Here is a 14,107-nt window from a genome sequence, read left to right on the forward strand (position 1 = left end):
CCAGATTATCGGCACGCGGCGCAGACCTGCCTCATATTGATTACTTGGGACAAACGGAAGTCTTTTTAACCCCAAGGGCCCTTTGGGCGCTGCGGCGGCTCAGAAGAACCGCCCCCCCACGGACCGGACACTCCGGAACTCTGAGTGCGGGCCTTTGCGCGGCCGTAACCTTGCCCGCCCAGACCTGACTGAGCGAGCTTTCGCAATTCATCGATCCTGTTTTGCGTGTTCGGGTGGGTCGAAAACAGACTGTCCATCCGTTCACCTGATAGCGGGTTGATAATAAACATGTGCGCCGTTGCCGGTGAGCGTTCAGCATCGTCGTTGTGAATGCGCGCAACCCCGCCGGAGATCTTCGACAATGCCGAGGCCAGCCACATCGGCTCACCACAGATTTCGGCCCCCATACGGTCGGCGGCGTATTCCCGGGTTCGCGATATTGCCATCTGCACGATCATGGCGGCCATCGGAGCGACAATCATCATGACGATCAAACCGACAATCCCGAGCGGGTTGTTGCGGTTTCCGCCGAAAAACATTGCGAAGTTCGCAAGCATTGAAATCGCACCGGCGATTGTGGCGGTGATTGTCATGATCAGCGTGTCGTGGTTTTTGACGTGCGCAAGCTCATGCGCCATGACACCGGCCACTTCTTCTGGGCTCAGCATGTCCAAAAGGCCGGTCGTGGCTGCGACTGCCGCATTCTGAGGATTTCGGCCTGTTGCAAAAGCATTTGGCTGCGGATTGTTGATCAGATAAACCTTCGGCATGGGGAGCTCGGCATTGGCTGCCAGCTGCCGGACCATCTTGAAGAGTTCCGGTGCCGTCCGCTCATCAACCTCCTGCGCATGGTGCATGCGCAGAACCATCTTGTCCGAGTTCCAATAGCTAAAAACGTTCATGCCCGCGGCAACCAGCAGCGCGATCATCATACCGCCTGGACCGCCGAGCATATAGCCGATGCCCATGAAAAGAGCGGTCATGGCCGCCAGAAGCATCGCCGTGCGAATGTAGTTCATCGTCGCTTTCCACCTGACATGTTTCACATGACCAACTGCCGCTCTATATAGCGGACTCAGACATCGAAATGGTGTCAAACAGGAGTTTCTGCAAGATTGTAAGGAAATGACCCTCGGTCGAGTGAGGACCACATGGACGACAAAAAACCCCAAACAACAGAGACCTACGAGGCGCTTGACGTCCCTAACCTGGCGTCTAAAGCGGACGGTGTCGCGGCGAAGCGGTTTGAGGACCTGCCACCTGCCGCCCAACGGGCGCTGTTGGAAGCACAAGAACGCCGCAAGAAAATCGACGAAAAAAACAACGCGATGCCAATGGAAATCGACGGCCGCGGGGGGTTGGAGCCAACCCGCTACGACGATTGGGAAATCAAAGGCATTACCGTTGACTTCTGATAGCTGCTAGCTCGCGACCATTTGACGAACGCGCTCAGCAATAGCGCGTGCGAGCGGAGGCTGCATTTCAGGGTCCAGATGGATAGCATCAACCTTGCTGACGGACACGACGCTGCCAGCATCGAAAAATTCGGCACCATATAGTCTGGCAATGCGCTGGTAGACTTCTGGCAACTTTCTCGCCTGATCGTGGCGATCATCTCCAAGGAAAAAATCCTCAAACGGCGTTTCGGCGAAAACACCAAGCGGCGGCGGACATACCAGCAGGGTTTTCGGCGCGCGCCCCTCCGGGTCGTCCGTATCTCGCCCGCTATAGTCCAACAAACGAGACATCGCTGCCCCGATCGTCTCAGCGCTCATCTGAAACCGTGATTGCAGGTCGTTTGTTCCCAGCATAATAATCAGGATGTCGATTGGCATATGGGTTTTTCGGATGGTTGCCAGATGCGCCAGTCCGTTCTTGTCGCCCCTCACAGGATCCTCGAACACTGTTGTGCGCCCGTTCAGCCCTTCTTCGATGATATAGAAGCTTTCGCCGAGCTCCTTTTGCAACAAGCGAGTCCAGCGCAAATGCGGCCCGTACCGTGTTCGGTCAACAGGATTGAAACCCCAGGTGAGCGAATCGCCAAAACACACAACGGAAACAGGATCATTGAACTCTGGCATCAAAAAGTTCCACTGCTCTAAAAACAAAATTTACTCAACAGCTTAGACGGCAACTCCGCTTGCGGCAAGTTGTTGCTAGGACGCCGTAAAACGGCTGAGAGTGGTCTGTGGTTAATCAGAGCTTTACCAAGACGCTCATAGTTTAAGGTTAGTTACGCGTAACGGATGTTCGGGACATTCATGACAGTCAGCACGTCTTCTTATCGGCGCGGCGCAGCCCTGCCCAGTTCCAACCCATTTCAACGCCTCGCAGGTTTGCTCGGCGAGGATGCACCGGGTCTGCCCCCCATAACGCTGACCATAGGTGAGCCGCAGCATGCCATCCCAAATTTCACGGCAGACGTCCTTAATGCCGCGATGGCCGATTTCCGGCGATATCCGCCGATCAATGGTACGCCGGAATTCAGAGATACAATCGCGGATTGGCTTGAAAAGCGTTATAATATTCCGGGCATGATTGATCGGACACACGGTGTCTTGCCACTCAACGGATCGCGGGAAGGTTTGTCGTTTGGCGCGATCGCAGCCAGGGACCAACTGGGCAAAGACGTGGAACATCCCGTCGTCATCTTGCCAAACCCGTTCTACCAAACCTACGCAGCCGCCGCCCATATAGCCGATGCCGAAGCGGTGCTGCTTGATGCGCGGCCCGGGGAAAACTTCCTGCCGGATATAAACAGTCTGCCGCAGGACCTCCTGGATAGAACAGTTGCGTTCTATGTCGCTTCTCCAACCAATCCAGAAGGTTCTGTTGCGGGGCTGGACTATTGGACAAGACTTATTGACTTGGCCCGCAAGCACAACTTTTTCATCTTCGCAGATGAATGTTATTCCGAAATCTACCGAACCAGTCCACCGCCTGGCATCCTGGAGGCTGCCAAAACGATTGGCACAGGATTCTCGAACATCATCGTCTTAAACTCGCTGTCAAAACGCTCAAACCTGGCTGGTTTGAGATGCGGATTCGCCGCTGGCGATCCCGAATTCCTATCCAGATGGGTCAAGTTCCGCGGGCTCGCTGCACCGCAAGTTCCCCTTCCAGCTCAAGCGGTTGCAGTCCATGCCTACCGCGATGAGAACCACGTGATCGAAAACCGGCGGCTTTACAATGAAAAATACGAGGCAGCGGAAAAACACCTTTCCCCCATTCTCGGCCCGGTAACGACCGAAGGCGGCTTTTTTCTTTGGCTGAACATTGCCCCTTGGGGAAGTGGCGAACACGTCACCCAAAGGCTCTGGGGGGATGTCGGGTTGAAGGTTCTGCCCGGGAGTTATCTTGCCTCCAATCAAAGTGATGGCAGCAATCCGGGGCGTGACTATATCCGCGTTGGACTCGTTGCTCCGATTGATCACACTGAGACGGCTCTGGAGCGGCTTGCCAAGTGGCTGGGAGACAACGCATGAGACAAGCCAGCGCAACACGGACAACACATCGGCGCCCCACGGTCGACCTTCGCGACACAGAAAGCCCAATCAAGCGGTTTTTGCGCAGAAACCTGGTTGGACTGTGCGGCCTGTCAATTATCGCGTGTGCGGCAGCGCTTGCTGCGGCACTAGCGACATGGTCGGTGGCCGACCCGAGCCTCAATCATGCAACGGATGAACCTGTCCGAAATGCACTCGGTCGCCCGGGAGCAATAATCGCTGACATTTTGATGCAGACCATCGGCCTGGCAACAGCAGTGTTTCTCGTTCCAATTGTTTTGTGGGGGTGGAGGTTGCTTGCGGGGCATGCACTGCGCATCGGCCGGCGGCGTATCAGTTATTGGGTCGTTGGCACAGTGCTCGCGGCAGGGGCTCTTGCAGCTCTTCCGGTTGCAAGCAGCTGGCCTCTGCCAACGGGACTTGGCGGTTTTTTTGGCGATACGATTCACGCCGTACCGGCTCTGATTACTTCAAACCTTACGGCCGGTGCCGCCATGATTGTGGGATCATTAGGCCTCGGAATTCCGGCAGCCTTCTTCCTCATCGCATCCGCCGGCTGGTTCAGCAGTGTGGAAAAAGATGAACAAGAGGTACTGGCACACCAAACCGCTCGCGGTCACGGCCATCCTCAAGAACCCGAATACATGGATGAGGATGACGAAGAGCCAGAATCTCGGCTTTCTCTGGCGTTTAGCGCCACAATAGGCCTTGTTAGCCACTGGGCATTGCTCAGCTGGGCTCTTTTCCGCCGGTTGACAGGCTTATCCGGCTCCGGCGTGCGTGAGCCCTACGAAGACTGGGAGGAAGAAGACGAAGCTGTTGCAGAATATGAGCCGGAAGACAAAAGTCAGGCGAGCCTCCTGAAACGGTTCCGCCGCTCCTTGGCGGACAAGCTTATGCCAAACGACGAAGACGGCCTTGAGACATATTATGGAAGCCGGGCAGGCGATGCGGATCACACCGAACCCCTCGCGGGCTCCGAGGAGGGATATTACGACGAGGATGATTACGAGGAAGAGGACGGAGCAAGCTTTGCCCCCGGCGATCTTCTGTCGGACAAGGGGCCGGTCGCAAATTCTGAACCTCGTCGCCCCGTCGGAATTGCCAGCCCGAAAACCGCCGCAGAGCCTATCCCTGCCGGCCGCGTCATTCCGCAAGCCCCCCGGCCAAAGCCTGGCAAACGCGTGATTGCCGAGGCACAACCGTCATTCTTGGGCGCCCCAGAGGAATACGAATTGCCGCCCCTGCGGCTTCTCGCGGAACCGAAAGCAACCGGCAAAGTGCCAGGCCTTTCGGCTGACGCGTTGGAACAGAACGCAAGAATTCTGGAGGGCGTTCTGGAGGACTTTGGTGTGCGCGGGGAAATCATCGAAGTACGTCCTGGGCCGGTTGTCACGCTTTACGAGCTCGAGCCGGCACCAGGCATCAAGTCATCTCGCGTGATCGGCCTCGCTGACGACATTGCGCGCTCGATGAGCGCGATTTCTGCACGTGTAGCCGTTATCCCAGGCAAGAATGCAATCGGGATCGAGTTACCAAACTCCAGGCGCGAAACTGTGTATTTGCGGGAACTTCTAGCGGCGCAGGATTTTGAAAAATCGAAATCCAAGCTTGCCCTTGGTCTTGGCAAAACCATCAATGGCGAAGGCGTTGTAGCTGACCTCGCCCGAATGCCGCACTTACTTGTTGCGGGTACGACCGGCTCTGGCAAGTCGGTCGCGATCAACACAATGATCCTCTCATTGCTGTACCGGTTAAATCCGGATCAGTGCAAAATGATCATGATCGATCCAAAAATGCTCGAATTGTCGATCTATGACGGTATCCCGCATTTGCTGACACCAGTCGTCACCGATCCAAAAAAAGCCGTTGTGGCGCTAAAATGGACCGTCCGCGAGATGGAAGAACGCTACAAAAAAATGTCAAAAATGGGTGTTCGGAACATCGACGGCTACAACACACGTATCAAACAGGCGCTCGAAAAAGGTGAGAGTTTCACTCGGACCGTGCAAACCGGATTTGATCGCGACACAGGTCAACCGGTCTACGAGGACGAAGAACTCCCGCTTGAGCAAATGCCATATATTGTTGTCATCGTAGACGAGATGGCCGACCTGATGATGGTGGCGGGCAAGGATATTGAAGGCGCGATCCAGCGATTGGCACAGATGGCACGCGCAGCCGGGATTCACCTGATCATGGCGACCCAACGCCCCTCGGTGGACGTGATCACCGGAACGATCAAGGCAAACTTCCCGACCCGGATTTCATTCCAGGTAACATCGAAGATCGACAGCCGGACCATTCTTGGCGAGATGGGCGCTGAGCAGCTTTTGGGTATGGGCGACATGCTGTTTATGGCGGGCGGTGGCCGAATTCAGCGTGTCCACGGTCCCTTTGTTTCAGACGATGAAGTCGAAGACATCGTCAAGCACCTCAAGGTCCAAGGCACCCCGCAGTACCTCGAAGCCGTCACCGAGGAGGAAGACACCGCCGAAAGCCCGTATGATGGCGGCCTTGCCGGAGGCGATGAGGGCAACGACTTGTATGACAAAGCAGTGGCCATTGTGCTGCGCGACAAGAAAGCCTCAACCTCCTATGTACAACGGCGGCTCTCGATCGGATACAACCGTGCGGCTTCGCTGATCGAACGCATGGAGCAAGAAGGCTTGATTAGCTCGGCAAATCACGCGGGCAAACGGGAAATCCTTGTGAAAAACGGCGTCGAAGACGATATTTGATAGGACATCGAATGTTCATGCTGTTGATGTCAAAGGATCGCCACATGATTCCACTAGGCGTGCCACGACATTGAGATCGCAAATAATCAGACTAAGAAGGACCCGCTATGACAACGCGTGCCGTTTCCAAACTGCTCTGCAAGGCCGCGCTCATCGCCTCTTTGGTGTTCAGTGGTCTAGCTCCGGCGTTGGCTCTCACACCGGAAGAGCAAAAATCGCTCGCCGACGTCAATACGTATTTCAATTCTATAAAGACGATGCATGGGGACTTCATACAGTTTGGTCCAACGGGTGAGCAAACCGAGGGCAAATTCTACCTCGCGCGGCCGGGAAAGGTTCGGTTTTACTACAATCCACCCGCCCAACTTGACATCATCGCTGATGGAAAATCTGTATCGGTCAAGGATCGCAAGCTTGCGACCCAAGACATCTGGCCTTTGAATAAAACTCCCCTGCGCTTTTTGCTCGCCGACAACATTGACCTGCAAAAAGATGCTAATGTCACGAATGTACTGGTCGAACCCGATCTCATTACAGTTACAATCGAAGATAAAACGACGTTCAATTCCGGTATACTGACGCTCATTTTCGATGCGTCGGACTACAAATTGAAACAATGGACTGTAACTGACGCGCAAGGTTACGACACGTCTGTCGCAATATATAACGTCGTATCCAACGGCCCTACAAATCCGGATCTGTTCCAAATCGACTATCTGGCGAATGCCCGTCAGAACCGGAAATAAACGCTTCTAGACCCGCTCATATCGGTGTGCTGCCATGTCCCATCCCATCCCATCACGCGTCCGGCAGCTGCTGTCCGATTTTTGCGCTCGAAAGGGCCTCAAACTCGTAAGCGACCCGAAAATCGGGTATGCGGGGTTTATCCAGGATCGCAATGGCCAAAGGCGATTTTATAAAGGAACGCATTTTGACCTGAATACGTTGGGCGCAGCAGAAGTGTCCGATGACAAGGCCTATGCGCTAAAGTTCTTGAAGCGCGACGGCTTTCGCGTTCCCGAAAGCTTGCTGCTCTACGTTGCAGGTAAAAAAATCGAAAAACCGATCACGCTACAAGTGGCCGAGTTTTCAGAACGTGTTGGCTATCCCTTGTTCGTCAAACCCAATGGCGGGCAGGAGGGTAAAGATGTTGTCAAAGTGCGTGACCGGGATGAGCTGGACGGGACCCTCAGAGACCTTTGCGCACGCCATAACCTTGTTTTGCTTCAACAAGCGGTAAAAGGCATCGATCTCAGGATTGTGGTTCTTGATGGAGTGGTGCTGTGTGCCATCGAGCGGCATCCACCACAGGTCCTCGGGGACGGTAACTCAAAAATCGAAGAACTGTTAACTGGACTTGTACAAATCAAATCAGATGATCCAAGGATCCTCCGAGAGCTTGCGCAACAAGGTTTGGACTTCGACAGCATTCCGGCCGAGGGTCAACCCATTCGGCTTCTCCCCAACGCTAACCTCTCCGCTGGCGGAACTGGGGAGATCGTTACACAAGGGGTTGGTCAAAACCACATCGAAGCTGCTGTAAACGCTGCCAAATGCCTCGGACTTAGGTACGCCGGAATTGACATGATGGTCGACGACGTGGCGGGCAAAACGCCGGGGTATACGGTGCTTGAGGCAAATGCGGCCCCGGGCCTCAATCACTTGGCAGCACAAAGCGATGAGGATGCCAAAGCCGTTGCGGACCTGTACGAAGCGGTTTTCCTCGCAATGGCTCAAGGGCTTCAACTGCGGATGACAGATCGTCAGCGACCTACCGCCGCTTGACTGTGCTTAGTAGTCACCGATTTTGATATCTGGCGTATAGGTTCCGGCGACTTCCTTTACAACGGCTTGTCCGCAAATGGTGCGGCCGCGCTCGGCATCGAAAGTGAGGGAAGGGTCCCCATGAAGCTCCCATCCCTTGTTTAAGGCGGCAGTTATGCGATGACAAAACTCACTGTCATCCACGCCTGTTATGAACCGGTACAATCTCATGAATGCCTCACCCGCGGCTTCGCGCAGCTATGAGATCTGCGATTGCAATTACGCGCTTTCCCATGTCTGCATGCAGCCGTTCAACCATTTTCCCATCCACTTGAATTGCACCTTTATCTGCATTTTCCGGCTGATCAAAGATGTCATTGATCTTGCGGGCCCATAACACCTCACTTTCACTTGGACTGAAGGTTCGGTGGCAAGCCTCGATCTGTTTTGGATGGACGAGGGTCTTGCCATCCATGCCCATCTCAACGCCTTGACGGCATTCGGCTTCGAAACCTTCGAGATCATTAAAGGCGTTGTAAACACCATCAAGAACATCAATCCCGCCCGAGCGCGCGGCTGCGACACACGTCATGAGCCACGGCATCATAACAGCGCGACCCGGAGCCAAGGCAGCACGGGTTTCTTTTGCTAAATCATTTGTACCCATTACAAAACACGACAAACGTACCCGTGCGTCGTGTCCGCAAGCGCCGATTTCGGCCGCATTGAGGATCGCGTGCGGGGTTTCCATCATTGCCCAGACTTTTAGCGAAGGGGAGGCGCCAAGCACATTCAAGCGCTGCGCGACCTGCTCCAAATCTGCAGCACTATTCACTTTCGGAACGAGAAGTGCATCAGGGTTTGCGTGCACAGCAGCCTCCAGATCCTCCTGCCCCCAAGGTGTGTCCGCTCCATTGACCCGGATAATGACTTCGCGATCGCCATATCCTCCTTCGGTTACCGCTGACACAATCTGTTCACGCGCCTTAGCTTTGGAATCAGGCGCTACAGCGTCTTCAAGGTCAAGTATCAAACAGTCGACATCAAGCGTTTTCGCCTTTTCCAGAGCCCTGGCATTGGATCCTGGCATATAAAGCGCGGAGCGGCGCGGTTTGGGGGCGTTGGTCATGAGCTACCCTTTTAAGTCTCTATGCTGCGGCGCAACGCTAGCTCCGCCGGCCGCCAATTGCCACTCGCCTTTTGGCGAACTGCCGTCTTGTGGTTTGATGGACGCTTAATTTTAGAAAGAATTCAATGCACAGCTTCCGCAGGTCCTTGATTGTCGGCTGCGAACCGGACATCTTGCAATCATCCCAGATGGACAGACCTGTTCCGGAGACTCCATGACAACCACGGACATCAGGACCCTAGGTCCCGACGATGCTCACCAACTCGCTCCTTTGATCGCCGAAAACACACAGGCCCTGAAACGAGGGGCACCGCGTCGTCCAGACGAATTCTATGCCGAACGCATTCTCGGCGATAAGAACGCTGAAGTGCTTGGGGTATTCAGCAAAGACCGTTTGATCGGCTTTGCTGTCTATTTCGACCTTCCAGAACTTATAACGGGCCTTCGGCTGGGACAGCTAGACGATATCTACGTGCACCCTGACTTCAGAAATCAGGGAGTGGGTCGAAGAATGATCGAAAGTCTTGTAGACGAAGGGCACAAGCGTGGATGGCTGCACCTGCGCTGGCTGGTACCGGGCAAAAATGCTCCGGCAGTCGCTCTCTATGAAAAGATAGCCGAACCCGACCACCGTAAGAGTTATGTGATCCCGATTGACAGGATCGCAGGCGATTAAGGCATATATGAACGCCTAAAAAGCGATAGGCAGAACACCGAGCGGAATGAGCCCCATTCGCAGTTGATTGTCGGTGATTGTCAGGGGCAACGTGACGGTATTTTGGTTCATAGAATTCTCGCCCGCGCCGCCCATGGCGCGGGCCGCACCTTCTAGGGCGGCAGGCAGGCTTGCATTTTCAGGAAACAGTCGGCCGATAAGTTCGGCGGTTTTCGTGACATCTGAAATGGTCAAATCAAGTGCGCCGGAAATCAACCCCGACTGACCAACCTCCAGCTGACCTTCGGCTATCGCTTCTGCTCCTGCACTATTGAGCGTTGCCTGTACGACCTGAATCGGTCGCACACCGGTCTCGCCGACCGGCAGGTCCATGAACTTCTTCCCTGCAAGCAGGCTCATGCCGTCGCTGATCCGGACATGAAGGCGGGCGGTCAACGGATCGGACGTCACTGCGGACAAATCACTGGTAAGGTCCTGAAGCGCCACAAATGCTTCCAGCGTTTCATCCGCATCGGGCATAGCGCGCAAATGAATGTCAGCCTGATCTGCAACTCCCCGGCCGAAGGCAAATGGTAAAGCAATCTCAAAAGAAACCTTTTCGAGAATCGCATCGACTTGGCGGATCGATTGTTCGTTGAAAATAATACTCGCGCGTGCAGTTTCCCAAGCGCCATTAAGTTTCCCGGACGACAACTCATCCCGCAGCGCCATTGGTCCTCGGGCTTCAAAAATTATGTGCCATGGATTGTAAATCAAAGCGACCGCATGGAGTAATCCGAGCTCTGCAGACTGGCCAGCCGCATTCTGCAGTGTGAGATCGTTGCAACTGACTTCATAGCGGAACGGAAAACCCCGAACTGATCTCTCCCGGCAGCCGACATTGGTTCCTTCAGTTGAAAGGCCGGTGATAATCCGGTCGATTTCGTTTGAAAGAACGGTGCGTCCATAAGCCCAAGCAGCGGACCAACCGGCACAAACAACGATGATGATGCCGATGAGCGCAGTGTATCTTTTTTTCACATTCAATTTCGGCCCGGCTGCGGGAACTGTCATTGAAAGTCTTTCTGTTTTGCGGCACCAACACACGAGGAGCGATGGTCAACAATTGGTTGGGTTTGGCAGTCAAGTAGTTTGTAGGAAGTGATATGAGCGATTTTTGGGTCTTTGGCTACGGCTCATTGATGTGGAATCCGGGGTTCGAATTCATAAAGGCCGAGCCCGCACTACTCCGAGGAGCTCACCGGGCCTTGTGCGTCTATTCTTGGGTACACCGCGGAACACAGAGCAGCCCAGGACTGGTTTTCGGCCTCGACCGCGGTGGAGCTTGCAGGGGGATGGCGTATCTTGTTGCGGGCAAACACCGGGACAAGACCGTCTCATATCTCCGTGCCCGTGAACAAGTCACCATGGTCTATCTGGAAAAGTGGCGTAAAATCTCACTTCAGTCCGGAGGAACAGCTGCTGCACTGACATACATGGTAGACCGAAACCACCCTCAATATGCCGGTGCGCTGCCTCTCCAGACTCAGCTTGATATCGTGCTCAACGCAATTGGCCAATCGGGAAGAAACCCGGAATATGTTTTGAACACAGCGGAGCACTTCAAGGAAATCGGCATTAAGGACAGTGGCGTGTTCTGGCTCGCCGAACGATTGGCACACCCGAGATGAGTTTCATCGAACCGAATTTGGAACCGGTGACGGATCAGGCGCACGTTGCGCTTCGGCGATTAGCTTATCACTGGCAGTTTCAATTGTGCTTACCAACCGCTCATGAAATATATGGGGCTCAAGGCCAGGCTCAATAGCCGGAAGAAACTCGACGATAACCGTTCCCGGATAGACAAGCCAAGAAGAACGCGGCCAGTAAATCCCCGCATTATGTGCGACTGGAAGAACAGCACAACCAAGATCTTTGTACAAGTGAGCGATACCGAATTTGTATTTCGGCTCAGCTCCCACAGCGCGGCGCGTTCCTTCGGGAAAAATAAATATTTGACGGCCTTTGGCGATCGTCTCTTTAGCGGACTCAATCATGGCTGCAAGGGCCGCTGAGCGCTTGCCTCGATTAATTGGTATTTGTTCAAATTTCGCAGTGTACCAGCCAAAGATCGGAATCCAGCGCAGTTCCCGCTTTAATATGAAGGTAGGCGCGGAAAAAAATGGAATGAGAGACACAGTCTCCCAAGCAGATTGATGTTTCGAGGCAACAATGAATCCGCCCTCAGGAATGTTCTCAAGCCCGCGGACCTCGACCTTAATTCCGGCGACCCACCGCATCAGCCATTGCAAGACACGAGACCAAAACGGGACGAGCCACCACCCATAGCGGCGCGGTACAAGCAGGACCGGCGACCCTAGAATCATCATGACCAACGTCACGGAATAGAAAAGAACTTGGAACAAAGTTGATCTGAGGAACAGCATGGTATCCAGCACAGCGTGGCAGAGAGTATGTCGAAGCTACAGCCCGATGGCGCCCAAAAGCTGCCTTGCGGCAAGTCGGAACCGAGCGAGGGTATACTTGGAATATTCGCGAATGAGAAGCCGGATCGTACGCGGCGAGGAATACCAAGTATTAAGATGCAGTCCCGGATTGAACACTGGATAGGCTACCAGCTCGACACCGGGCATCACGCTGGAGAGTTCGATTTGTGCACGGGGCAAGTGATACGCGCTTGTAACAAGAATGAGAGAAGTGAAACCGTTATCTTTTGCCCAACTGGCTGTTTCAGATGCATTTCCTTCGGTGTTGAGCGCTGCGCGATCCAAATCTACGCAACAGGACAAGAGAGGCATGTCAGCTTTCGTGAGGATCGCTATTTGCTCGGGTGTTGTTCCCGGATGAACACCGGAAATCAACAAACGTTCGGCTCGGCCCTCATTGAGAAGCTGGATCGCGTGCTGAACCCGTTCCGTTCCACCTGTCAAAACAACAATCGCATCGGCGCTAGGGGCATGTGGGACTTCCAAGTTTGAAACGCGATTTGCAAAACTCACAAACTTGAACACGATTGCGCCGGCAAAGGCGATTGCGCACAAACCCAAGAACAAGCGCTTTCGGTTTCTAAATTTTCGCGCCACTGGAGCGGTTTTTTGACCCGATGAGCCCGACATGTTTGCTGCCGCCACGCAAGATGGAGACCGAGAGTAGGCGTCACGCTGTTCCGATATGTGATCCGCAGGTTTCATGACGCATACATGTTAAATGATTCGGATCATTTGGTGGCAATGGCGTACACGGTGTCAATCGACTTTGGAAAGATGGGCTTTTACCGCAAGTCCAGAAGTCAGTGCAGTCAGCACGGCAACGAGGAATACCACAGCAATGACACCCAGATATCCTGGAACACTTACCGAAACAGAGCCAAAAAGCGCTGACAGCTGATCTGACCCCGCCTGTCCCTCTGTGCGCCGTGTAAAAGCATCAAGCAACAAAAAGCTGATGATGGCTGCGATGCCGCCAGAAACCCCGCCCTTGAGGCCGAGCATGAGAAAGTGTCTTTGAAACTCCCGAGCAATGAAACTGTCTTCTGCGCCGACAAAATGGAGAACCGACACAACATCCTTGTTTCCGGCCATTGCCGCTTGTGTGGCAAACACAACGCTCAACACCATCGATCCAAGCACTAATATCATAATCGCAATTCCGCCGGCGACAACCGCACCGGCCATCGCGGACAAACGCGAAGTCCAAACCGAATGATCATCAAGGCTGGCACCAGCGACTTCAGACTCAATTTTTTGTTTCAGGTTCGAAAGCCTCAGGCTGGCCGGATCAGCCACCGTGATTTGAATAAGCCGAGGCACAGGAAGCGTCTCCAATTCAAGGCCAGAGCCAAGCCATGGTTGAAGCAGCTCGCGGGTTTCTGCATCTGAAAGAGCGCGCACACTTCCAATACCTGGAAACTCTTGGGTGAGGGCGACAGCTTTGTCGATTTCGCGCAGCATATCGACACCCTCAGCAGGACGGATTTGAACTGTAATCTCACGCACAAGGTCATTTTGCCATGCGTCTGCGGCGTCCCAAACGATTGACACCGCCCCGACCGTCAGACACGCAAGGAAACTCATAATTGCAACCACCAGCGTAAGCGCGCGGCCTGCAACGGATTGCGGCGGAACGATAGCCGCGCTTGGGCGGATCTTTGAGTTTGCGGAGGGCTTTCGGTCCTGTTTGGCCTTGGTTGAACCGGACAACTTCGGGCGTTTCGGCAAATTAACCGGCAGGACATCAGATTTCGACGGTGCTTTGCGCGGGCCCTGTTTCTTTCTTGTGGCCATCTACGGTC

The 14,107-nt window shown here is 54.2% G+C and carries 15 protein-coding genes; 7 read left to right on the forward strand and 8 right to left on the reverse strand.

What is annotated here, in order from left to right; all coding sequences use genetic code 11:
* Window positions 1–65: 65 nt before the first annotated feature.
* Window positions 66–1,019 carry a zinc metalloprotease HtpX gene (htpX, locus tag JM93_RS15775; protein ID WP_145345394.1) on the reverse strand — a complete coding sequence of 318 codons (954 nt, stop codon included), beginning with the start codon at window positions 1,017–1,019 and terminating at the stop codon, window positions 66–68.
* 132 nt (window positions 1,020–1,151) lie between these two features.
* Here htpX and JM93_RS15780 point away from each other — a divergent pair, with 132 nt between their 5' ends.
* On the forward strand, window positions 1,152–1,415 hold the full coding sequence (locus JM93_RS15780) for a DUF1674 domain-containing protein (RefSeq protein WP_145345396.1): 264 nt from the start codon (window positions 1,152–1,154) through the stop codon (window positions 1,413–1,415).
* Between the two features lie 6 nt (window positions 1,416–1,421).
* Here the strand turns inward: JM93_RS15780 and JM93_RS15785 are convergent, their stop codons facing one another.
* Complete coding sequence (locus JM93_RS15785; RefSeq protein WP_145345399.1) at window positions 1,422–2,081, reverse strand: SGNH/GDSL hydrolase family protein; 660 nt, start codon at window positions 2,079–2,081, stop codon at window positions 1,422–1,424.
* Between the two features lie 180 nt (window positions 2,082–2,261).
* Between JM93_RS15785 and JM93_RS15790 the strand changes: the two genes are divergently transcribed.
* The 4 genes from JM93_RS15790 to JM93_RS15805 all read left to right on the forward strand — a co-directional run bounded on the left by JM93_RS15790 (window position 2,262) and on the right by JM93_RS15805 (window position 8,032).
* Window positions 2,262–3,485 carry an aminotransferase class I/II-fold pyridoxal phosphate-dependent enzyme gene (locus JM93_RS15790; protein WP_145345401.1) on the forward strand — a complete coding sequence of 408 codons (1,224 nt, stop codon included), beginning with the start codon at window positions 2,262–2,264 and terminating at the stop codon, window positions 3,483–3,485.
* A complete protein-coding gene (locus tag JM93_RS15795) occupies window positions 3,482–6,247 on the forward strand; it encodes an FtsK/SpoIIIE family DNA translocase (RefSeq protein WP_145345403.1) in 2,766 nt (921 codons plus the stop codon). Before JM93_RS15790 ends, JM93_RS15795 begins: the two co-directional genes overlap by 4 nt.
* A 107-nt stretch (window positions 6,248–6,354) precedes the next feature.
* A complete protein-coding gene (locus JM93_RS15800) occupies window positions 6,355–6,993 on the forward strand; it encodes an outer membrane lipoprotein carrier protein LolA (RefSeq protein ID WP_145345405.1) in 639 nt (212 codons plus the stop codon).
* A gap of 34 nt (window positions 6,994–7,027) precedes the next feature.
* Window positions 7,028–8,032 (forward strand): ATP-grasp domain-containing protein, encoded by a 1,005-nt coding sequence (locus tag JM93_RS15805; protein WP_145345407.1) that lies wholly within the window; start codon window positions 7,028–7,030, stop codon window positions 8,030–8,032.
* Between the two features lie 6 nt (window positions 8,033–8,038).
* Here the strand turns inward: JM93_RS15805 and JM93_RS15810 are convergent, their stop codons facing one another.
* Window positions 8,039–8,242, reverse strand: a complete 204-nt coding sequence (locus JM93_RS15810) for a DUF1737 domain-containing protein (RefSeq protein ID WP_145345409.1) — start codon at window positions 8,240–8,242, stop codon at window positions 8,039–8,041.
* 7 nt (window positions 8,243–8,249) lie between these two features.
* Window positions 8,250–9,140 (reverse strand): HpcH/HpaI aldolase/citrate lyase family protein, encoded by an 891-nt coding sequence (locus JM93_RS15815; protein ID WP_145345411.1) that lies wholly within the window; start codon window positions 9,138–9,140, stop codon window positions 8,250–8,252.
* 214 nt (window positions 9,141–9,354) lie between these two features.
* On the opposite strand from JM93_RS15815, the gene JM93_RS15820 reads away from it, so the two are divergent.
* Entirely contained in the window at window positions 9,355–9,816 is a 462-nt protein-coding gene (locus JM93_RS15820; RefSeq protein ID WP_145345413.1) for a GNAT family N-acetyltransferase, read from the forward strand.
* A 15-nt stretch (window positions 9,817–9,831) separates the two neighbouring features.
* Here JM93_RS15820 and JM93_RS15825 read toward each other — a convergent pair whose 3' ends face one another.
* Window positions 9,832–10,869 carry a DUF2125 domain-containing protein gene (locus tag JM93_RS15825; protein ID WP_145345416.1) on the reverse strand — a complete coding sequence of 346 codons (1,038 nt, stop codon included), beginning with the start codon at window positions 10,867–10,869 and terminating at the stop codon, window positions 9,832–9,834.
* 92 nt (window positions 10,870–10,961) lie between these two features.
* Between JM93_RS15825 and JM93_RS15830 the strand changes: the two genes are divergently transcribed.
* On the forward strand, window positions 10,962–11,486 hold the full coding sequence (locus JM93_RS15830) for a gamma-glutamylcyclotransferase (RefSeq protein WP_145345417.1): 525 nt from the start codon (window positions 10,962–10,964) through the stop codon (window positions 11,484–11,486).
* A gap of 3 nt (window positions 11,487–11,489) precedes the next feature.
* On the opposite strand, the gene JM93_RS15835 is transcribed toward JM93_RS15830, so the two are convergent.
* The 3 genes from JM93_RS15835 to JM93_RS15845 form a co-directional block, all read right to left on the reverse strand.
* On the reverse strand, window positions 11,490–12,242 hold the full coding sequence (locus JM93_RS15835) for a lysophospholipid acyltransferase family protein (protein ID WP_145345418.1): 753 nt from the start codon (window positions 12,240–12,242) through the stop codon (window positions 11,490–11,492).
* Between the two features lie 36 nt (window positions 12,243–12,278).
* A complete protein-coding gene (locus JM93_RS15840; RefSeq protein WP_208995222.1) occupies window positions 12,279–12,932 on the reverse strand; it encodes a YdcF family protein in 654 nt (217 codons plus the stop codon).
* Window positions 12,933–13,061: 129 nt separating this feature from the next.
* Entirely contained in the window at window positions 13,062–14,099 is a 1,038-nt protein-coding gene (locus tag JM93_RS15845) for a cell division protein FtsX (protein WP_145345421.1), read from the reverse strand.
* Window positions 14,100–14,107 lie beyond the last annotated feature (8 nt).

The organism is Roseibium hamelinense (genome assembly GCF_007830545.1).
Classification (GTDB): domain Bacteria; phylum Pseudomonadota; class Alphaproteobacteria; order Rhizobiales; family Stappiaceae; genus Roseibium; species Roseibium hamelinense.